Below are 19,430 nucleotides of genomic sequence, written 5' to 3' on the forward strand. Positions count from 1 at the left end.
GGGGAGTGCTAAAGCTATTTTCGTTTCATTGGAGAGCTTTTATCGTTCATTTCTGATTGATTCACGACGCCAGCCCTCCATGTCCTGCCCCACTTCCCCATCCCGCCCGCACGCGGACCTTTCTTTTTGCACCAGCCGCGCATCGCCCGCATGGGTGCTGCTGTCGGTCTGCCTGGCCGCGCTGGCCATGCCGCTGAGCTTTACCGGGCCGGCCGTGGCGCTGCCGGCGCTGCGTGAGGCTCTGGGCGGTGGCCCTCTGGCGCTGAACTGGGTCACCAATGCCTTCATGCTGAGCTTCGGCGCCACATTGATGGCGGCAGGAGCACTGGCCGATGTCTACGGGCGGCGGCGCGTGTTTCTTGCGGGGCTGGCCGTCGTGGTGGGCAGCGTGCTGCTGCAGGTCTGCCTGCAAGGCAAGGGGGCCATCATCGGCTTCGATCTGTTGCGGGCGCTGCAGGGACTGGGCGCGGCCGCTGCACTGGCGGCAGGCACGGCAGGCCTGGCCCAGGCCTACGATGGTGTCCGGCGTACCCGGGCTTTCAGTTTCGTGGGCACCTCCTTTGGTGTTGGGCTGGCCTTCGGGCCATTGCTGTCGGGCTGGTTGCTGCAAAGCTGGGGTTGGCGCAGCGTAGTGCTCAGCGCAGCCGCCGCGGCATCCGCTGCGCTGCTGCTGGGCCTGCGCCATATGCCGGAATCGCGCAATCCGCAGGCACAGCGGCTGGACCTGCCGGGCGCGCTGTCGTTCACGCTGGCGCTGGCGCTGTTGACCTGGGGCATGCTGCAAGTCCCGGAAACGGGCTGGTCGCATGGCCGCACATGGCTGCCCCTGGCGGCTGCCCTGCTGGCGGCAGCGGCCTTTGTACAGATCGAGCGCCGCAGTGCTCACCCCATGCTGGACCTGTCGCTGTTCCGCTATCCGCGCTTTGTCGGTGTGCAGCTGCTGGCCGCAGCACCGGCCTACGCCTTTGTGGTGCTGCTGGTGCTGTTGCCGCTGCGTTTTATCGGAGTGGAAGGTCTGGCACCGCTCGCGGCCGGGCAGCGCATGTTCGTGCTGTCGCTGCCCATGCTGTGCGTGCCGCTGCTGGCGGGCTGGCTTGCGCGCTGGTTGTCGGCCGCCCTGCTGTGCGGGGTGGGACTGCTGGTCTGTGCCATGGGCTTGCTGTGGTTGGGCCGCTGCGCCCCCGGCTCGGACCTGGCGCAGATGGCCGCGCCGCTGCTGCTGATCGGTCTGGGCATAGGACTGCCCTGGGGGCTGATGGACGGGCTGGCCGTGACAGTGGTGCCGCGCGAGCGTGCCGGCATGGCCACGGGCATCTTCAGCACCGTGCGTGTGGCGGGCGAGGGCATTGCCCTGGCCGTGGTCGGGGCAGCGCTGGCAGCGCTGCTGGCGCGGGAGCTGGCGGTCATCTGGCCGTCCATGCCGCATGGCTCGGCCGTGGCCCAGATGCTGGTCACCGGAAATATGCAGGGAGCGCTGGCGCTGATGCAAGGCGCATCAGCCGCCGAGCTGCTCAAGGCCTATGGCCTAGCCTTTTCCAGCTTGCTCGATGTGCTGGCCTGCGTGACGGTACTGACGGCTGTTGGCGTTTTCGCATTCCTGCGCTCGGGTACGGACATGCCGCATGTCCGACAATCGGGACTGACTCGCAAAGCCGCTACACATGCAGATTGAAGAAAAGCCCCCGTTTGATACCCCCTACGAATGGATAGGCGGGGAAGAGAAAGTCCAGCAACTGGTGACCCGCTTCTATGACCTCATGGATCTGGAGCCAGGCTACAAGGAACTGCGCGCCGCCCATGGCAGCACGCTGGCCGACGCGCGCCAGAAGCTGTTCTGGTTTCTCTGCGGCTGGCTGGGCGGCCCCGACTATTACCAGGATCGTTTCGGTCATCCGCGTCTGCGCATGCGCCATATGCCGTTTTCCATCGGCATCCAGGAGCGTGACCAGTGGGTGGCTTGCATGGATCAGGCCATGGGCGAGACCGAGGTGCCCGAGGCCTTGCGCACGCGCCTCAAGGCCAGCTTCATGAACACGGCGGACTGGATGCGCAATCGCGGCGCCTGAGTTCCTGAGCCCAGTTTCAAAGCGTCAAATTTCCTTCACGATGCTGTAAGAAGCCCTGCCGACACTGCCTGTTTTTCAACAAGCAGGGTCAACCATGCAGGATTTCGATTTGCCTGGCGCAAAGCTGCGCTCAGGCGGTTTCTTCTCGGCATTGCAGCAACGCCGCCATGTGCTGACGGCCGTGGGCTGTGCCGCATTGCTGGCCGCCTGCGGCGGCAGCGACGACAGCAGCACAACGCCTGTGACCGCGCAGCCTGCCACGGCGACGCTGGCCGTTCTGGAGACCACGGACCTGCACTTCAATGTGCGCAGCTATGACTATTTCAAGCTGGCCGAAGACAAGACCTATGGTTTCGAGCGCACGGCCACGCTGATTCGTGCGGCTCGCAAGGAATTTGCCAACACGCTGCTGGTGGACAACGGCGACACCATCCAGGGCACGGCCCTGGCCGACTACGAGGCCGAGGTCAAGCCCATCCCCTGCACGCAGCAGCTGTCCATGTACAAGGCCATGGGCGCGTTGAGCTTTGACGCGGGCACGCTGGGCAATCACGAATTCAACTACGGCCTGCCCTTTCTTAACCAGGTGCTGGGCGGCGGTCTGGATGTGGATGGCGTGGATGCCAGTCAGAAATGCGCGGGCAACGGCTATCCAGCCGTACTGGCCAATGTCTATAGCAGCAAGACCAGGAAGCCGCTGGTTCAGCCCTATGCCGTGCTGGAGCGCACCATGGTGGCTAAGGGCAGCGATGGCAAGGAAGTCAAGCTGCCCATCAAGATCGGCGTGATCGGCTTCACCACGCCGGGCATCATGAACTGGGACAAGCGCTATCTCGAAGGCAAGGTCTACACCGAGGGCGCGGTGGAGGCTGCCGGCAAATACGTGCCAGAGCTGCGCGCCAAGGGTGCCGATGTGGTGGTGGCGCTGCTGCATGGCGGTCTGGACGGCTCGGCATATTCGGCCACCATGGAGAACCCCGGCCTGTATCTGTCCAAGGTGGCGGGCATCGACGCCATGGTCATGGGCCATCAGCACAGCGTGTTCCCCGACCTGTCGGCCAAGCCTGCCTACAGCCAGAACGGTGTGGACAACCAGGCTGGCACCATCAACGGCGTGCCTGCGGTCATGGCCAGCTCCTGGGGCAAGGCTCTGGGCGTGATCCAGTTGCCGCTGCAATGGGACGGCAAGAAGTGGAGCGTGGCCAAGACCGGCAGCAAGAGCGAGCTGCGCAACATCCAGAACAAGGATGCCGCGGGTGCCACGGTGTTTGTGGATGCCGACCCGGCCGTCGCGCCGCTGATCGAGGCACAGCACCAGGCAGCCATCAGCTACGTGAAGACGCCCATAGGCAGCACTGACTTCCGCATGAGCACGCTGTTTGCCGATGTGGGCGACCCCGGTGCCATCCAGATCGTCAACCAGGCCCAGCAGGCCTATGTGGCCAGCTATATCAAGGCCAATCTGCCCCAGTACGCGAGCCTGCCAGTGCTGTCGGTGAGCGCGCCGTTCAAATCCGGCTTCCAGGGCGGCAAGGACTTCACCGATGTGGCTGCCGGCTCGCTCGCCATCTACAACGCGGCCGACCTGTATCTCTACCCCAACACCGTATACGCGGTGAAGGTCAACGGCGCCGACATCAAGAGCTGGCTGGAAGCTGCAGCCAAGCGCTTCAACCAGATCGATGTGAACAAGACGGCAGAGCAGCCCTTGATCAGCAGCTTCCCGGGCTACAACTTCGATATGTTCACTACCGCCGATGTGCAGTATGAGATCGATGTGACCCAGCCGCTGGGCAGCCGCATCAAGAACCTGAGCTATCTGGGCAAGCCCATGGATACGGCGCAGGAGTTCGTGATCGCCACCAACAACTACCGGGCCACCAGCGGTGCCAGCTTCATCCCCAAGCTCGACGGCTCGTCGGCCATCTGGGCATCGCTCGATGCGAACCGTGATGTGGTGATCGAGTATGTGCGCAAGAATCCGCAGATCACCAGAGCGGCCAATGGCGCAGCCAAGAGCTGGCGCTTTGCCAAGGTGACGACGACCGGCCCGGTGGTGTTCAGCTCCGGCACCAATGCCTTGAGCGTGGCCCAGGCGGCAGGCCTGACGGGAGTGTCTGTGCTGGCAGCCGATGACGGCTCGGGCAAGGGCATGAGCAAATACCAGCTCGATCTGTCCAAGTAGGCGGCGTTGCCGCGATGACTGCCGCCGTGGCTCCAAAGGCCACGGCGGCTTTTTTCTGGGACTGGCTATGATGCGAGAAAATTTTCAGGGAGAGGGTATGACGGCATATATCGCGCTGGCAGTGGTTGTAGTGATCGTGATCTGGGCAATTGCCCTCTACAACCGCTTGCGCACGCACAAGAACCAGGTGGAGAACGCGTTTGCGCAGATCGACGTGCAACTCAAGCGCCGTCATGACCTGATTCCCAATCTTGTGGAGGTTGCACGCGGCTATATGCAGCACGAAGCCCAGACGCTGGAGGCCGTGATTCGCGCACGAGGCGAGGCCGTCAGCGCTGCCGACAAGGCCCGTCAGTCGCCGGGCAAGGCGCAGGCCATGGGGGCTCTGATGGCTGCGGAGCAGGTGCTGGGAGGTCAGGTGGGTCGTCTGATGGCGCTGGCCGAGGCCTATCCCACGCTCAAGGCCGATGCCCGCATGAAGCAGCTCAGCGAAGAGATCACCAGCACCGAGAACCGCATCGGTTTTGCGCGTCAGTCCTATAACGACGAGGTGCTGGAATTCAACAACCAGGCCGGACAGTTCCCGGATCTGATCGTGGCGCGGCTGGTGGGTTTTGTGCATCTGGACATGCTGGCTTCGACCCAGAGCGAGCAGGAGCGCGCCGTTCCTCAGGTCAGGTTCTGAGCGCATGCGTTTCTGGGAGCGACAGCGCCAGGCCAGGCGCAGCACGCGCTGGTTGCTGCTGGTGTTCGGCCTGTGCGTGCTGGCCGTGGTGGCATCGGTGCACCTGGGCCTGATGCTGGCCTGGTGGCTGGGCACTCTGGCATTCGGCGGCTGGGACTATCCCACGGGCTTTGCGGCTGTGAATATCGGCGTGACCTTGCTGCTGGTGCTGGGCGGCTGCTGGATAGAGCTAGACCAACTGCGCCATGGCGGGCGCAAGCTGGCTCAGCGAGTGGGCGCGCGCGAGGCCAGGCCCGGCAGCTCGCTGGCCGAGCAGCAACTGTGCAATATCGTCGATGAAATGTGCATTGCGGCGCACTGGCCTGCGCCCCAGGTCGCGGTGCTGGCGCGGACCGAGGCCATCAATGCCTTTGCGGCGGGCTGGGATGTGCAGGACGCCGTCATCGCCGTGACCCAGGGGGCGCTGGACCAACTCAGCCGTGAGGAAATGCAGGGCCTGGTGGCGCATGAGCTGTCCCATCTGCGCGAGGGCGACACGCGCCTGAACATGCAGCTGGCCGGCATGGTCTACGGGCTGGAGCTGATTCACAACTTCGGCCAGAGCCTGCGCGAGCGCGACAGCATTCTTACGCAATGGTTCGGCCTCTTCATCCAGGCCGCAGGCTTTGTCGGCTGGCTGGGCGGCCAGTTGCTCAAGGCCGCCGTATCGCGCCAGCGTGAATTTCTGGCCGATGCGCGTGCCGTGCAGTGGACGCGCAGCAAGGATGGGCTGGGCGGCGTGCTGCGCAAGGTGCTCACGCAGCGTGAACTGGCCGAGCAGCAGTACGGCAGTTGGCAGCAGGATACGCGCAGCCACCAGGGGCTGGACAAGCGCATCGTGCAGCATATGCTGCTGGCCGAAACACCCCATGCCAGCCGCCTCGAAGACTGGCTGGAATCCCACCCGACGGTGCCCGAGCGCATACGCCGCATCTACGGCCGCAATATGCGGCCGCTGCCCTTGCCGCTCAACACCGTGCCGCAGGGAAGATAAGCCTTTTGGGCTCAAGCCCAATGGAGATAGACACGAGCAGCTGTCAGGTCGGACGCGATGGGGCTCAGAACAGCTTGCGCTTGCCCGGCTGCAGCAGCACCACCAGCGCGCCCGCGCCACCCTCGGCAGGGCGGGCCTGGACAAAGGCCAGCACTTCTTTTTTCTGGACTAGCCAGCGCTGCACCTTGCCCTTGAGCACGGGGGTGCGGCCCGGCGATCCCAGGCCCTTGCCGTGGACGATGCGCACGCAGCGCACGCCCGTGCGGTGCGACAGCCGGATGAACTGGCCCAGCGCCTCGCGGGCTTCGTCTGAACGCAGGCCGTGCAGGTCCAGCTGGCGCTGAATGCTCCAGTGGCCGCCACGCAGCTTGCGGGTCACGTCGAGACCGATGCCGGGGCGGCGAAAGCTCAGCTGATCGTCCACGTCCAGCAGGGTGCTGACATCGAACTCGTCGCTCATGGCTTCGCGCAGCACATTCTGTTCGTCCAGCACCATCTGCAGCGGCAGCGGGGAGGGTGCCGGCTCCAGAAAGCTGACTTCGTTGCGCGAGCGCAGTGGCGTGACCTTGCCGACGCTGAGCGCAAACAGATTGCGTTCACGCTCGCGCGCTGCACGCGCCTCGGCCTGCGCGAAGGCCAGGGCTTCGGCCTGTTCGCGCATCTGCTTGAGATGGCGGGAGATGCCGGCCAGATCCTGCAGCGAGCGGTGTGCGTGGCTCATAGCAGACCCTCCTCGGCCATGGAGCAGGCGGCGCCCGGCCCGACGATGATGTGGTCGAGCACGCGTACATCGATCAAAGCCAGAGCGGCCTTGAGAGTGGCGGTCAGCGCGCTATCGGCACTGCTGGGCTGCACGTTGCCGCTGGGGTGGTTGTGCGCGAGGATCACCGCGCCGGCCTGATGGTGCAGGGCGCGCAGCACGACTTCACGAGGGTAGACGGAGGTTTGCGTCAAGGTACCGCGAAACATTTCTTCAAGAGCCAGCAAGCGGTTCTGGCTGTCCAAAAACAGCACGGCAAACACCTCGTGGGGCCTGGCCGCCAGATGCAGCTGCAGATAGTGCTTGACGGCTTCGGGGGAGGAAAAGACTTCCCGCTCGCGCAGCTGCTGTGCCGTGGCACGGCGGGCCAGCTCCAGCACGGCCATCAGCTCGGCGCGCTTGGCAGGGCCCAGGCCTTTGACGGCTGTCAAAGCCTGGTAGTCGGCGGCCAGCAGTCCGGCCAGACCGCCTGCTCCCTGGCCATCACCGGGCAGCTCCAGCAGCTCCTGCGCCATCTGCAGCACCGTCTTGCCGGCTATGCCGGTGCGCAGAATGACGGCCAGCAGCTCGGCATCCGAGAGCGCAGCCGCACCCCGCTGCGCGAGCTTTTCGCGCGGCTGGGCATCCAGGGGCAGGTCTTTGATGGGCATGGGCGTCAGTGCTTGCTTGCACAAGGCGGGGGAAGGGGCGGGGCGGCCATCTCAACGCAGCGGCGAAGAGGTTATAGGCTCGCTCTTACAATGCAGCCCAGTTTATCGGGACTTTCATGACCACAAGCGCAACCCCTTCGGATCTGCCCGTCGTGCAGGCAGGCTCTTTTCTCACGCTGCATTACCGCCTGGCGGGCCCTGCGGGCGATGTGATCAATACCTTCAACGAAAAGCCGGCTACGCTGTCGCTGGGTGCGGGCGAGCTGTCGCCGGCCATGGAAGACAAGCTGATCGGCCTGGCCGAGGGCACGCACACGACTTTCGAGCTGCCCGCTGGCGAGGCTTTTGGCGAGCGCAACCCCGACATGATGCAGTGGGTGGCCCGCAAGCTCATGAACGAGCTCGGCGATCCGCATGAGCAGTACACCGCAGGCGATGTGGTGCAGTTCCCCACGCCCGACGGCAGCGGCAGCTACGCCGGCGCCGTGGTGCAGGTGCGCGAGGACGGTGCCGTGCTGTTCGACTTCAACCACCCGCTGGCCGGCCAGCCCGTGACGTTTGAAGTGAAGCTGATCGGGGTACTTTGAAATGACACACCCCCTGAGCTGCTGCGCAGCTTCCCCCTTCAAGGGGGACGACGGCCTTTGCTGCGGGGCGGCCCTTGCTGCGGTCGGCCCGTGCCGCCGTCCCGCGCTTCAAGCGCGCCAGTGTCATGCCGTGCGAGTGGTGCGTAGCGCCAGGGGGTATTGAAATGGTGGGAGCCAAGGAAGTCCTGCTGGCCGAGCCGCGCGGCTTTTGCGCCGGGGTGGATCGCGCCATCGAGATCGTGGAGCGGGCGCTGGCCAAGTTCGGCGCGCCCATCTACGTGCGCCACGAGATCGTGCACAACACCTTTGTGGTCAACGATCTCAAGGCCAAGGGCGCCATCTTCATCGAGGAGCTGGACGAAGTGCCGCCCGGCGCCACGCTGATCTTTTCGGCCCACGGCGTCTCCAAGGCCGTGCAGCAGGAGGCCGAGCGCCGTGGCTTTGCCATCTTCGATGCGACCTGCCCGCTGGTCACCAAGGTGCATGTGGAAGTCGCCAAGCTGGCCAAGGAAGGCTACGAATTCCTCATGATCGGCCACAAGGGCCATCCCGAGGTCGAAGGCACGATGGGCCAGCTCTCCGAAGGCATTCATCTGGTCGAGGACGAGGGCGATGTGGCCAAGGTGGCGCCGCGCCAGACCGAAAAGCTGGCCGTGGTGACGCAGACCACGCTGTCGGTCGATGATGCTGCGGGCATCAAGGCCGCCATCAAGGCACGCTTTCCGCTGGTGCGCGAGCCCAAGCAGCAGGACATCTGCTATGCCACGCAGAATCGCCAGGACGCCGTGAAGGTGCTGGCACCCCAGGTGGATCTGGTCATCGTCGTCGGCAGTCCGACCAGCTCCAACAGCAATCGCCTGCGCGAGCTGGCTGATCGCCTGGGCACGCCCGCCTATATGGTGGACAACGCGCTCGAGCTCAAGCAGGAGTGGTTTGCCGATGCGGCCCGCGTGGGGCTGACGGCCGGTGCCTCGGCGCCCGAAGTGCTGGTCGACGAGGTCATCGCACGCATCCGGCAACTGGGCGCAGTCGCCGTGCGCAAGATGGACGGTATCGAGGAAACCATCAAGTTCCCGCTGCCCAAGGGCCTGAAGATCGACGCGGCCACGGGCCTGGAGATCGAAGTGCGCAAGGCGCCCGAGACCGGACATTGAGTCATGGCAAGCTGAATGCTTGCAACTTCATAGCGCCTTGCGCATGGTATTCGGTAATTTCAGATAGTTTTATGCTGAAATTCTATGAATAGCCTGCGCAAGGCGCTTTGCTTTTGATAGCTGACTGCTGCCATCCCCCGTGTATCGGCCGGGTGCGGCCAGTCGCTCTAAAATCCCCATCTATGCTCGACATTCAACTTCTCCGCAAAGACCTGGATTCAGTCGTCGCCCGACTGCAAACCCGCAAGAACCCCCAAGCCTTCCTCAACGTGGAAGCCTTCAAGGCGCTGGAATCCGAACGCAAGTCCATCCAGACGCGCACGGAGGAGCTGCAGTCCAAGCGCAACCAGCTGTCCAAGCAGATCGGCATGTTGATGGGCAAGGGCGAAAAGGACGCCGCCGAAGCCGCCAAGGCCGAAGTGGCAGCCATGAAGACCGAGCTGGAACAATCGGCCACGCGCCTGGATCAGATCCAGACCGAGCTGCAGGCCATGCTGGCGGCCGTGCCCAATCTGCCTCATGAGTCCGTGCCCGTGGGCGCCGACGAAGAAGGCAATGTGGAAGTGCGCCGCTTCGGCACGCCGAGGAATTTCGACTTCGAGATCAAGGATCACGTCGATCTGGGTGCGCCCATCGGCCTGGACTTCGAAGCCGGCGTCAAGCTCTCCGGTGCCCGCTTCACCGTGATGCAGGGCCAGATCGCGCGCCTGCACCGTGCGCTGGCCCAGTTCATGCTGGATCTGCAGACCGAGCAGCATGGCTACACCGAATGCTATGTGCCTTACATCGTCAACAGCGATTCGCTCAAGGGTACGGGCCAGCTGCCCAAGTTCGAAGGCGATCTGTTTGCGGCCCAGAAGGGTGGCCAGGATGCCGAGCCCCTGCCCGATACCGCGGCTCTGTACCTGATTCCCACGGCCGAGGTGCCGTTGACGAATCTGGTGCGCGATGAAGTGCTGGCCGAAGACCGCCTGCCCATCAAGCTGACCGCACACAGCCCCTGCTTCCGTTCCGAAGCCGGCTCGGGCGGCCGCGACACGCGCGGTCTGATCCGCCAGCACCAGTTCGACAAGGTCGAGATGGTGCAGATCGTGCATCCCGAAAAAAGCTATGAAGCGCTGGAAGAGATGACCGGTCACGCCGAAGCCGTGCTGCAGAAGCTGGGTCTGCCTTACCGCGTGATGAGCCTGTGCACGGGCGACATGGGCTTTGGCTCCGCCAAGACCTATGACCTGGAAGTCTGGGTGCCGGCACAGGGCACCTATCGCGAAATCAGCTCGGTCTCCAACTGCGAAGCCTTCCAGGCGCGTCGCATGCAGGCCCGTTTCAAGAATGCCCAGGGCAAGAACGAACTGGTGCACACGCTCAACGGTTCCGGCCTGGCCGTGGGTCGTACGCTGGTCGCCGTGCTGGAGAACTATCAGAACGCCGACGGCTCGATCACCGTTCCCGAAGCACTGGTTTCGTACATGGGCGGCAAAACTTTGCTGAAGGCCTGATTTTTTAGGCTACAATAGATGCTTCGACACAGGAGAGGTGGCAGAGTGGTCGAATGTACCTGACTCGAAATCAGGCGTACGTGCAAACGTACCGTGGGTTCGAATCCCACCCTCTCCGCCAATGCGGCTGTAGCTCAGCTGGATAGAGTACTTGGCTACGAACCAAGGGGTCGTGGGTTCGATTCCTGCCAGCCGCACCAAACGTTAAGCCTCAGAGTAGAAATACTCTGAGGCTTTTTCGTTTCTGGCGTCTGCGGGGGATAGGCGTTTGACAGAAAGGCCCGGACACAGCAGTGTCCGGTCGGGCCTTGATCAGGTCTTGCTCTATGCCTGCATCCCTGCGCTGGCCAGCACGGCCAGGGCGCAGGAAGCGATGCGGCTGGCCACGGAGTCTGAGCGGCTGGTCAGCACGATGGGCACGCGCATGCCCAGAACCAGGCCCGCGCATTCGGCGTCGGCCATGTAGACCAACTGTTTGTAGATCATGTTGCCGGCTTCCAGATTGGGGGCCAGCAGCACATCGGGACGGCCTGCGACATCGGAGACTATGCCCTTGTTGTGCGCTGAGTGCAGGGAGATGGCGTTGTCGTAGGCCAGCGGGCCGTCAAAGATGCCGCCCGTGATCTGGCCGCGGTCGGCCATCTTGCACAGGGCTGCCGCATCGATGGTGCCGGGAATGGCAGGGTTGACGGTCTCTACCGCCGACAGCAGGGCCACGCGCGGCTGGACTATGCCTATGGCCTGCGCCAGATCGACTGCGTTCTGGGCGATGTCGCGCTTTTCCATCAGGCTGGGAAAGATGTTGACCACGCAGTCGGTCATCAGCAGCGGGCGGTCGTAGCCCGGGATGTCCATGATGAAGACGTGGCTTGCCCGGCGGCTGCCGCGCAGACCGGCTTCGCGCGCCACGGCCGCGCCGAGCAGATCGTCGCTGTGCAGGCTGCCCTTCATCAGGGATCGGGCCTGGCCATCGCGGCACAGTGCCGCAGCCTGGGCCGCAGCGATGCGAGGGTCGTCCGCCGTGGAGTGGATCTCGGCGGCAGACAGACCGAGACCCGCAGAGCGAGCCGTGGCTTCGATACGCTGCTGTGGACCTACCAGCAGGGGTTTGATCAGGCCGGCCTCCGCCGCTTGCATGGCTGCCTGCAAAGAGCTGGCATCGCAGGGGTAGGCCACGGCCACTGCGACCGGACCTTTGGCGCGGGCGAGCTCCTGCAGATGCTGCAGATGAGGGCGAGGCGTGGCGGGCGCATCGTCGGCGGCCACGGCAAGAGAGAGTGAGGGAGTCATGAATGCTCCTGCGGGAAGTACAGGGCCCGGCGCGAGCAACGCAGGGGGGCTGGGAGTCGGTTTTCGAGGGCCTTGCGCTTTACCCAGGCGCATGAACCCGGCGCGGCCCGACCAAGGGACACCGAGGAAGGGCCGCCCCGCACCGAGGGTGTCGTCCCCCTCCCCCGCGCAGCGGGTAGAGAGGGGGAAGGCGCGCAGCGCCTCAGGGGGTGTCAGACGGTGTCAGACAAAGTCCTTGTACTTGTCCAGCATGCGCACGGGCTTGGACAAGGCGTCGCGGCGGAAGGGATCGCCGAGCTCGCGGGTGCACATGATCTCGATCACGCAGGTCTTGCCTTCCTTCATCTGCATGTCGATGGCTTTTTGCAGCGCCGGGCCCACGTCCTCGATGTGGTCCACCACAATGCCTTCGGCGCCCATGGCCTTGGCGATATCGGAAAAGCTTTCGCTCTCCAGCTCGCCCGCCACGAAGCGGCGGTTGTAGAAGTCCACCTGGTTCTTCTTTTCCGCACCCCACTGGCGGTTGTGGAACACCACGGCGGTCACGGGAATGTCGTGGCGCACGGCAGTCATGATTTCCATCATGCTCATGCCCCAGGCGCCGTCACCGGCGTAGGCAATGGCCGGGCGATCGGGGGCTGCGCACTTGGCGCCGATGATGGTGGGCAGGGCATAGCCGCAGTTGCCGAAGCTCATGGGAGCGAAGAAGCTGCGCGGTTCGTCGAAGCGCAGATAGCTGTTGGCCACCGAGTTGATATTGCCGATGTCGGTGGACACCATGACGCGCGCCGGCATGGCTTTTTCGAGTTCGCGCAGCACCTGGCGGGGATGCAGATAGCTGCCGCCGGTCGGCGTGCGTTCGCCCTTGGCCTCTTCGATCATGTCCAGGCTGTAGGGGTCGCGCTCGTGGGTCCAGCCGTCGAGCTCCTTCTCCCAGGCGGCTTTTTCCGTGGCGATGGTGTCGGCGCGCGCTGCCTTGGTGGCGTCACAGCCCAGTGTCACATCGGCCAGGCGCCTGCTCAGTTCGGCCGCTACGGCCTTGGCATCGCCGTTGATACCCACGGCGATCTTCTTGACCAGGCCCAGATTGGTGTGATCGGCCTCGATCTGGATGATCTTGGCGGTCTTGGGCCAGTAGTCCATGCCATGCTGGGGCAGGGTGCCGAAGGGACCCATGCGCGAGCCCAGCGCAATCACGACGTCGGCCTGGGCGATCAGCTTCATGGCGGCCTTGGAGCCCTGGTAGCCCAGAGGGCCGGCCCACAGCGGGTGCTTGGCAGGGAAGGCGTCGTTGCGCAGATAGCCTGTGGCCACGGGTGCGCCCAGGCGCTCGGCCAGTTGCTTCGCTTCCTCCACGGCATCGCCCATGACCACGCCGCCGCCGGCCAGGATCACCGGGAACTTGGCGGTCTTGAGCAGCTCCACGGCGGCCTGCAGGCTGGCTTCGCCGCCATGGCCGCGGTCCACACGCATGGGCTTGGGGATCTCGCACTCGATCTCGCCGTAGAAGTAGTCACGCGGAATATTGAGCTGGGTCGGGCCCATCTCGGACATGGCGCGGTCGAAGACGCGGCCCGTGAACTCGGCCATGCGCTTGGGGTTGCAGACATGGCCCTGGTATTTGGTGAACTCCTGGAACATGGGCAGTTGATTGGCTTCCTGGAAACCGCCCAGGCCCATGCCCATGGTGCCGGTCTCGGGAGTCACGATCACCACCGGGCTGTGCGCCCAGTAGGCTGCGGCAATCCCGGTCACGCAGTTGCTGATGCCGGGGCCGTTCTGGCCGATCACCACGCCGTGGCGACCCGAGACGCGGGCATAGCCGTCGGCCATGTGGGCCGCACCTTGCTCATGCACCACCGGGATCAGGCGAATGCCTGCGGGGGCGAAGATGTCCATGGCATCCATGAAGGCGGAACCCATGATGCCGAACATCTCGCTGACGCCATTGGCGACGCAGGTTTCCACGAATGCTTCCGAAGGGGTCATCTTGTGAACGCCTTCAACCACTTTACGATTGTCCGTTGCAGCCATCTCTGTCTCCTTGAAAATTTGAAACCTATGGTTCCGAAAAAAGAAATAACGATGTCAGTCTATGGCATTTTTTTGTTTTCGTGCAAATAAATTTCTTTTTATGGAATAAATTGACTCGAAAAATGGAAATTAATATGATCGACAACGATATGAAGCACAGCGAAGACACCCCCTCGGCTCGCCTGGACGGAGACACGCCCAATCTGCGTTTGTTCGCGCTGCTGGAGGCCGTGGCGCAAAAGAGCCAGCCCTTCACCTTGCAAACCATGGTGGAAGAGACAGGCTTGCCCAAGCCGACCATGCACCGCATGCTTGCGCAGCTGGAGGGCGCCGGAATCCTGCAAAGAGATGGCAACGGCCGCCACTACGGTACGGGCCAGCGGCTGATGCGGTTGGCGGAGAACGTGTTGCTCAACAACACCACGCATGGCGCGCGGCATGCGGTGCTGACCCAGCTGGTGCGCGAGCTCGGCGAGAGCTGCAACATCACGGCTTTTTCGGGCAGCGAGGTGCTGTATCTGGACCGCGTGGAGACGCCGGCTCCGCTGCGCTTTTATCTGCATCCGGGCTCGCGCGTGCCCGCGCACTGTTCGGCCACGGGCAAGCTGTTCCTGAGCCAGATGTCGCCCGCCCAGCGCCGCCGGCTGCTGGCCAATGTGCCGCTGGAGGCGTTCACCGGCAACACGCTGACGACCTTCGAGGCGCTGGAGCAGGAGCTCGATCAGGTGCGCGCCCAGGGCTATGCCTTCGACAACGAGGAGTTCCTGCCCGGGCTGCTGTGCCTTGGCGTGCTGGTGCCCGCACCCCATGGCAACTCCAATATGGGGCTTGCAGTGCAGGCGCCCATCATGCGTTTTTCCAAGGAGAAGGCCTTGTCCTTTCTTCCCAAGCTGCAGGCGGCCGTCGCGGCGATCGCCCGCATTAACGATGACGTTCCACCGGAAGCCGATGATGACTGACCTGAGCCTGCTGCAGCCCACCCGTACCGTCAGCGTGCGCGATGTATTTGGCATCGACACGGACATGACCGTGCCGGCTTTTGCCGAGCCGGGCGAACATGTTCCCGCGATTGACAAGGCCTACCGCCTGAATCCGCAGGTGACGCAGGCCATTCTGGCGGGCTTCTCGCACAACCGGCGCGTCGTCATTCAGGGCCTGCACGGCACGGGAAAATCCACGCATATAGAGCAGGTGGCCGCCAGGTTGAACTGGCCCTGCGTGCGAGTGAATCTGGACGGTCATATCAGCCGCCTGGATCTGGTGGGCAAGGACAGCATCGTGCTGCAGGATGGCAAGCAGGTGACCCAGTTCCAGGAAGGCATTCTGCCCTGGGCGCTGCAGCGGCCCGTGGCCATGGTGTTTGATGAGTACGACGCCGGACGCCCCGATGTGATGTTTGTCATCCAGCGGGTTCTGGAGCGTGAGGGCAGCTTTACCCTGCTCGATCAAAAGCGGGTGATCCAGCCGCACCCCTGTTTTCGGCTGTTTGCCACCATGAACACCCTGGGGCAGGGCAATCTCAACGGGCTCTATCACGGCACGCAGCAGCTCAACCATGCCCAGCTCGATCGCTGGAATCTGGTCACCAGCCTGAACTATCTGCCCCCGGCCGAGGAAGCGGCCATCGTGCTGGCGCGTGTGCCGGAGCTTGCCACGGCCGATGGGCGCCGCAAGGTGGACGCCATGGTGGCGCTGGCCGGGCTGACACGCAAGGGCTTTGCAGTGGGGGATCTGTCCTTGCTGATGTCTCCGCGCACGGTGATTACTTGGGCCGAGAACATCGCCATCTTCCATGACCTGAAGCAGGCCTTCGAGCTGTCATTCCTCAACAAATGCGAGCCTGCAGAGCGCGCCATCGTGAGCGAGTATTTCCAGCGCTGCTTTGCCCAGGAGCTGACGCAGCCCGCAGAACCAGCACTGGCGTTTCTGGCATGAGCGCCGGGACCTCCGGCCCTGCCTCGCTGTCCCGAATGGAGGCCTGGGGTGGCGCCATGCTGCGCGCCGTAACCGGCGACGCCAGCCTGCAATGGAGCGGTCAGACGCTGTATCGCGGCACCACTCCCATACCCCAGGCGGCGGCCCATCATAGCCAGGTTCCGGTGCAGCAGACGGATCAGCGCGGCCTGCTCGACAGCATGGGACTGCGTCTGTATTGGAGCGACCAGGCACTATTCCAGGCTCATTTGCCCCAGGACCCGGTGGAGCGCATGGTGTTCGAGCTGCTGGAGCAGCTGCGCGTGGAGAGCCTGGTTCCCGAGGCCTGGCCCGGAGCGCGCGAGAACATGCGCCAGCGCTTTGTGAACTGGTGCCAGGCCTTCATGGATTCCGGCCTGACGGAGAGCAGTCTGGGAATTTTGCTGTTTACGGTGGCCATCACGGCCTGGAGCCGACTGACCGGGCATGAGATACCGGAACGGATGGCCGATCTGGTGGAGTCCACGCGGATGTCCATGGCTTCTCCGCTGGGCCGGCACTGGGATCGGCTGCGGCGCGCCAGAGACCGGCAGCAGCAATTTGTCGAGTCTGCCCTGGCCGTCAGCCGCTGGGTTGGCATGGCTGTGCGTGCGGCGCAGGACGATGCGCCGCGCGGTGCCGGCGGCCCCAGGCGGCGCAGCAGTTTTGCCCTGCCTCTGCACTTTGAGTCCCAGAGTCAGGACGGCATGCCCGTGGCGCAAAGCGGCGACAGTCGGGCATGGACCGGCACAGCGCAAAGCTACCGGGTTTTCACGCGCGAGTTCGATAGGGAAGTGCAGGCCGCCGAGCTGATCCGTGCGCTGCAGCTGGCTCAGTTCCGGGAGCAGATGGACGAGGAGCTGGCGCGCTCGGGATTGCTGCAGGCCGGGCGGCTGGCACGTTATCTGCAGCAGCGCCTGGCCAGCACGCAGCGCAATGGCTGGAGCTTCGGGCTGGAGGAAGGCCATCTGGACGGCAGCCGCCTGTCCCAGCTGGTAACGGACCCGCAGCAGCGCGCGATCTTCAAGGACGAAATGCAGCGCCCCGTCAACGAGACCGCCGTCGCCATTCTCATGGACTGCTCGGGCTCCATGAAAACCTATGCCAGGCCCCTGTCGCTATTGCTCGACGTGCTGGGGCGGGCGCTGGAGATGGCCGGCGCAAGCGTGGAGATACTGGGCTTTTCCACGCAGGCCTGGAATGGCGGCAGAGCACGCCGCCGCTGGCAGCGCGCCGGCCAGCCGCAGTTTCCGGGGCGTCTCAACGAGCGCCTGCACATTGTCTTCAAGGACGGGGCCAAGCCCTGGCGTCATGCCCGGCACGGCATTGCGGCACTGCGCAAGCCCGACATCTTTCGTGAAGGCATCGACGGCGAGGCGGTGGAATGGGCGTGCCAGAGGCTGCGTGCAAAGGCCGCGCAACGTCGCATCCTGCTGGTCATCTCCGATGGCTGTCCCATGGATACGGCCACCCATCAGGCCAATGACGAGCATTATCTGGATCAGCATCTGAGGCAGGTTCTTGCCGCCCAGGAACGCATGGGAGGCGTGAAGGTCTGCGCCCTGGGCGTCGGGCTGGATCTGGGGGTCTTCTACCGTCAAAGGCTTGCCGTCGATCTGCAGCACGATCTCGACGAGGCCTTGCTGTTTTCGGTGGCCGAGATGCTGTGCAAACGATGACGGGAATGGCGCGTGCGACAGGTATCGCACAAGGCCGAGCAAGCTCAGGCGACCAGCCGAAACAACGGAAAACAGAAAAGCGGGAAGGCGCAATGCCTGCCCGCTGTCTGCTTGCCGGAGTCATCCCCGCCGGGGAATCGGCAGCACTTACATGCGTCCCTTCCAGGGAACCAGGCGCTTTTCGACCCAGCGCATGAACAGGTCGAAGACATAGGCGATCACACCGATGACGATGATGCCCATGATCACGATGTCCGTGCGCAGGAAGTTCGAGGCGTTGAGCACCATCTGACCCAGACCCACGTTCGCCGCCACCATTTCGGCGGCGACCAGAGTCGTCCAGCCGAAGCCGATGGCAATGCGCATGCCCACCAGAATGTCGGGAAGGGCCGCCGGCAAGATCACATGGCGAATCACCTGGAAGTAGCTCGCTCCCATCGAATAGGCGGCATTGATCTGTTCCTGTGCAGCGCTGCGCATGCCCGAGCGGGCCGCCAGAGCCAGGGGGGCAAAACAGCTCAGAAAGATCAGCAGGATCTTCGGTGTTTCATCGATGCCGAACCAGATGATGATCAGCGGCAGGTAGGCCAGCGGCGGTAGGGGACGGTAGAACTCGATGGGGGGGTCGAAGATGCCGCGTGCAAAGCGTGACATTCCCATCGCGATGCCCAGCGGAACGGCAATCATGAAGGCCAGCCAGAACGCCACGGTCACGCGCAGCAGACTTGCAGAGAAATGCTGCCACAGCGGTTTGTCGTTGGCCTGCCCGGTCAGGTATTCATAGAACTGCTGGAACACCGCTTGCGGGCTGGGCAGGAACAAGGGCTTGATCCAGCCGAGATTGGTGGCGGCGAACCACAGTGCCAGCAGCAAGGCCACGGTGACGATGCTGATGCCGAGGCTGGAGCCTTCGCCGGGGGTCTTGAAGCGACTGGTCTTCACCGGTCCCGACGCCTGCGGGGCAGTGGCCTTGGGCTGCACGCGCGCTGTCGTGGCGGGCAGATGGTTGATTTGGACTGCTTCAGACATTGGCAGGCTCCCGGTGGTGAATCAGACTCAGAACTTCCTCGCGCATCCTGATGAAGTCGGGGCGCGACTTGACGGCACGCGCATCGCCGGTGCGCAGAAACTCATGGCAGAACGGCATGTCGTCGTAGACATGGGAGATGCGGCCCGGGCTAGGGCTCATGACGATCAGCCGGCTGGCGAGAAACAGCGCCTCCTCCACCGAATGGGTGATGAAGAACACCATCTTGTGGGTGGCATGCCATACGCGCAGCAGGATTTCCTGAACCTGCTCGCGCGTGAAGGCGTCCAGCGCACCCATGGGTTCATCCATCAGCAGCAGTGCAGGATCGTTGGCCAGTGCACGGGCAATGCCGACACGCTGCTGCATGCCACCCGAGAGTTCATAGACGGCACGCCTGGCGTAGTTCTGCAAGCCCACGAGGCCCAGTTTTTCTTCCGCGATCTGTGTGCGCTGCTTCAGATCCATGCCGCGCATGCGCAGTCCCAGCGCGACGTTGTCGATCACATTGAGCCATGGCATCAGCGCATGCTTCTGAAACACCACCCCTTGATTGGCTCCTGGACCCTGAATGGGCTTGCCGTCCAGCAGGATCTGGCCGCTGGAAGGCGCCAGAAAGCCTGCCATGCAGTTGAGCAGTGTTGTCTTGCCGCAGCCCGATGCACCCAGAGCGACCACGAAGTCGCCTTCGTTCATGGTCAGGTTGACGGGGGCCAGGGCTTGCAAGTGTCCGCCCTTGACCTCGTAATTGACGGTCAGGTCACGTATATCCAGAGTCGGCATGACATTGCCCTCCTATGTGAAACAAAGCTGGGAGCCACGACGGGG

At 63.8% G+C, this 19,430-nt stretch carries 17 protein-coding genes and 2 tRNA genes; 13 read left to right on the plus strand and 6 right to left on the minus strand.

The features are described from left to right. Nucleotides 1–79 precede the first annotated feature (79 nt). From AAIL66_RS09760 to AAIL66_RS09780, 5 genes are all read left to right on the plus strand, one after another. Nucleotides 80–1,672 carry an MFS transporter gene (locus AAIL66_RS09760; protein WP_343496611.1) on the plus strand — a complete coding sequence of 531 codons (1,593 nt, stop codon included), beginning with the start codon at nt 80–82 and terminating at the stop codon, nt 1,670–1,672. Then, complete coding sequence (locus AAIL66_RS09765; RefSeq protein ID WP_003065899.1) at nt 1,662–2,066, plus strand: group II truncated hemoglobin; 405 nt, start codon at nt 1,662–1,664, stop codon at nt 2,064–2,066. Before AAIL66_RS09760 ends, AAIL66_RS09765 begins: the two co-directional genes overlap by 11 nt. Nucleotides 2,067–2,160: 94 nt before the next feature. Continuing rightward, nucleotides 2,161–4,251: a bifunctional 2',3'-cyclic-nucleotide 2'-phosphodiesterase/3'-nucleotidase gene (locus AAIL66_RS09770; protein ID WP_343496612.1), complete on the plus strand. Its 2,091-nt coding sequence runs from the start codon at nt 2,161–2,163 to the stop codon at nt 4,249–4,251. 97 nt (nt 4,252–4,348) lie between these two features. Continuing rightward, on the plus strand, nt 4,349–4,936 hold the full coding sequence (locus tag AAIL66_RS09775) for a LemA family protein (protein WP_343496613.1): 588 nt from the start codon (nt 4,349–4,351) through the stop codon (nt 4,934–4,936). A gap of 4 nt (nt 4,937–4,940) precedes the next feature. Continuing rightward, the gene (locus tag AAIL66_RS09780) at nt 4,941–5,969 is read left to right on the plus strand and encodes a M48 family metalloprotease (RefSeq protein ID WP_343496614.1); all 1,029 of its coding nucleotides are present in this window, start codon (nt 4,941–4,943) and stop codon (nt 5,967–5,969) included. Nucleotides 5,970–6,033: 64 nt separating this feature from the next. Here AAIL66_RS09780 and AAIL66_RS09785 read toward each other — a convergent pair whose 3' ends face one another. Continuing rightward, nucleotides 6,034–6,690, minus strand: coding sequence for a Smr/MutS family protein (locus AAIL66_RS09785; protein WP_343496615.1), 657 nt, complete (start codon nt 6,688–6,690; stop codon nt 6,034–6,036). Further along, complete coding sequence (gene radC / locus AAIL66_RS09790; RefSeq protein WP_343496616.1) at nt 6,687–7,379, minus strand: DNA repair protein RadC; 693 nt, start codon at nt 7,377–7,379, stop codon at nt 6,687–6,689. Before radC ends, AAIL66_RS09785 begins: the two co-directional genes overlap by 4 nt. A 116-nt stretch (nt 7,380–7,495) precedes the next feature. Between radC and AAIL66_RS09795 the strand changes: the two genes are divergently transcribed. The 5 genes from AAIL66_RS09795 (at nt 7,496) to AAIL66_RS09815 (ending at nt 10,819) form a co-directional block, all read left to right on the plus strand. After that, entirely contained in the window at nt 7,496–7,966 is a 471-nt protein-coding gene (locus AAIL66_RS09795) for an FKBP-type peptidyl-prolyl cis-trans isomerase (RefSeq protein ID WP_003052041.1), read from the plus strand. 164 nt (nt 7,967–8,130) lie between these two features. Beyond that, nucleotides 8,131–9,120: a 4-hydroxy-3-methylbut-2-enyl diphosphate reductase gene (ispH, locus tag AAIL66_RS09800; RefSeq protein ID WP_003065908.1), complete on the plus strand. Its 990-nt coding sequence runs from the start codon at nt 8,131–8,133 to the stop codon at nt 9,118–9,120. A gap of 182 nt (nt 9,121–9,302) precedes the next feature. Next, a complete protein-coding gene (gene serS, locus AAIL66_RS09805; protein WP_003065910.1) occupies nt 9,303–10,619 on the plus strand; it encodes a serine--tRNA ligase in 1,317 nt (438 codons plus the stop codon). A 31-nt stretch (nt 10,620–10,650) separates the two neighbouring features. Beyond that, nucleotides 10,651–10,740: transfer RNA gene (locus AAIL66_RS09810), tRNA-Ser, on the plus strand. 2 nt (nt 10,741–10,742) lie between these two features. Continuing rightward, nucleotides 10,743–10,819: transfer RNA gene (locus AAIL66_RS09815), tRNA-Arg, on the plus strand. Between the two features lie 124 nt (nt 10,820–10,943). Here the strand turns inward: AAIL66_RS09815 and AAIL66_RS09820 are convergent. Together AAIL66_RS09820 and xsc are read right to left on the minus strand one after the other, a co-directional pair. Beyond that, the gene (locus AAIL66_RS09820) at nt 10,944–11,909 is read right to left on the minus strand and encodes a bifunctional enoyl-CoA hydratase/phosphate acetyltransferase (RefSeq protein WP_343496617.1); all 966 of its coding nucleotides are present in this window, start codon (nt 11,907–11,909) and stop codon (nt 10,944–10,946) included. A 222-nt stretch (nt 11,910–12,131) separates the two neighbouring features. Next, nucleotides 12,132–13,943, minus strand: coding sequence for a sulfoacetaldehyde acetyltransferase (xsc, locus tag AAIL66_RS09825; protein ID WP_003062707.1), 1,812 nt, complete (start codon nt 13,941–13,943; stop codon nt 12,132–12,134). A 134-nt stretch (nt 13,944–14,077) separates the two neighbouring features. On the opposite strand from xsc, the gene AAIL66_RS09830 reads away from it, so the two are divergent. The 3 genes from AAIL66_RS09830 to AAIL66_RS09840 are packed head-to-tail and all read left to right on the plus strand — an operon-like array spanning nt 14,078 to nt 17,575. Beyond that, nucleotides 14,078–14,902 carry an IclR family transcriptional regulator gene (locus tag AAIL66_RS09830; protein WP_034405063.1) on the plus strand — a complete coding sequence of 275 codons (825 nt, stop codon included), beginning with the start codon at nt 14,078–14,080 and terminating at the stop codon, nt 14,900–14,902. After that, nucleotides 14,895–15,878, plus strand: coding sequence for an AAA family ATPase (locus AAIL66_RS09835; protein ID WP_034355632.1), 984 nt, complete (start codon nt 14,895–14,897; stop codon nt 15,876–15,878). Before AAIL66_RS09830 ends, AAIL66_RS09835 begins: the two co-directional genes overlap by 8 nt. Next, nucleotides 15,875–17,575 carry a cobalt chelatase gene (locus AAIL66_RS09840; protein WP_343496618.1) on the plus strand — a complete coding sequence of 567 codons (1,701 nt, stop codon included), beginning with the start codon at nt 15,875–15,877 and terminating at the stop codon, nt 17,573–17,575. Before AAIL66_RS09835 ends, AAIL66_RS09840 begins: the two co-directional genes overlap by 4 nt. Nucleotides 17,576–17,722: 147 nt before the next feature. Here the strand turns inward: AAIL66_RS09840 and AAIL66_RS09845 are convergent, their stop codons facing one another. Beyond that, the gene (locus AAIL66_RS09845; RefSeq protein ID WP_034392179.1) at nt 17,723–18,604 is read right to left on the minus strand and encodes an ABC transporter permease subunit; all 882 of its coding nucleotides are present in this window, start codon (nt 18,602–18,604) and stop codon (nt 17,723–17,725) included. Further along, nucleotides 18,597–19,385: an ATP-binding cassette domain-containing protein gene (locus AAIL66_RS09850; RefSeq protein ID WP_034355629.1), complete on the minus strand. Its 789-nt coding sequence runs from the start codon at nt 19,383–19,385 to the stop codon at nt 18,597–18,599. The genes AAIL66_RS09845 and AAIL66_RS09850 overlap by 8 nt, the downstream gene beginning before the upstream one ends. Between the last annotated feature and the right edge of the window lie 45 nt (nt 19,386–19,430).

It is taken from the genome of Comamonas sp. F1-6 (assembly GCF_039581415.1).
GTDB lineage: Bacteria > Pseudomonadota > Gammaproteobacteria > Burkholderiales > Burkholderiaceae_C > Comamonas > Comamonas thiooxydans.

Excerpts from the sequence above, each read along its gene's own strand:
- AAIL66_RS09760 (WP_343496611.1), top strand. The coding sequence starts at position 80 with ATGTCCTGCCCCACTTCCCCATCCCGCCCGCACGCGGACCTTTCTTTT.
- AAIL66_RS09765 (WP_003065899.1), top strand. The coding sequence starts at position 1,662 with ATGCAGATTGAAGAAAAGCCCCCGTTTGATACCCCCTACGAATGGATA.
- AAIL66_RS09770 (WP_343496612.1), top strand. The coding sequence starts at position 2,161 with ATGCAGGATTTCGATTTGCCTGGCGCAAAGCTGCGCTCAGGCGGTTTC.
- AAIL66_RS09775 (WP_343496613.1), top strand. The coding sequence starts at position 4,349 with ATGACGGCATATATCGCGCTGGCAGTGGTTGTAGTGATCGTGATCTGG.
- AAIL66_RS09780 (WP_343496614.1), top strand. The coding sequence starts at position 4,941 with ATGCGTTTCTGGGAGCGACAGCGCCAGGCCAGGCGCAGCACGCGCTGG.
- AAIL66_RS09785 (WP_343496615.1), bottom strand. The coding sequence starts at position 6,690 with ATGAGCCACGCACACCGCTCGCTGCAGGATCTGGCCGGCATCTCCCGC.
- radC (WP_343496616.1), bottom strand. The coding sequence starts at position 7,379 with ATGCCCATCAAAGACCTGCCCCTGGATGCCCAGCCGCGCGAAAAGCTC.
- AAIL66_RS09795 (WP_003052041.1), top strand. The coding sequence starts at position 7,496 with ATGACCACAAGCGCAACCCCTTCGGATCTGCCCGTCGTGCAGGCAGGC.
- ispH (WP_003065908.1), top strand. The coding sequence starts at position 8,131 with ATGGTGGGAGCCAAGGAAGTCCTGCTGGCCGAGCCGCGCGGCTTTTGC.
- serS (WP_003065910.1), top strand. The coding sequence starts at position 9,303 with ATGCTCGACATTCAACTTCTCCGCAAAGACCTGGATTCAGTCGTCGCC.
- AAIL66_RS09820 (WP_343496617.1), bottom strand. The coding sequence starts at position 11,909 with ATGACTCCCTCACTCTCTCTTGCCGTGGCCGCCGACGATGCGCCCGCC.
- xsc (WP_003062707.1), bottom strand. The coding sequence starts at position 13,943 with ATGGCTGCAACGGACAATCGTAAAGTGGTTGAAGGCGTTCACAAGATG.
- AAIL66_RS09830 (WP_034405063.1), top strand. The coding sequence starts at position 14,078 with ATGATCGACAACGATATGAAGCACAGCGAAGACACCCCCTCGGCTCGC.
- AAIL66_RS09835 (WP_034355632.1), top strand. The coding sequence starts at position 14,895 with ATGACTGACCTGAGCCTGCTGCAGCCCACCCGTACCGTCAGCGTGCGC.
- AAIL66_RS09840 (WP_343496618.1), top strand. The coding sequence starts at position 15,875 with ATGAGCGCCGGGACCTCCGGCCCTGCCTCGCTGTCCCGAATGGAGGCC.
- AAIL66_RS09845 (WP_034392179.1), bottom strand. The coding sequence starts at position 18,604 with ATGTCTGAAGCAGTCCAAATCAACCATCTGCCCGCCACGACAGCGCGC.
- AAIL66_RS09850 (WP_034355629.1), bottom strand. The coding sequence starts at position 19,385 with ATGCCGACTCTGGATATACGTGACCTGACCGTCAATTACGAGGTCAAG.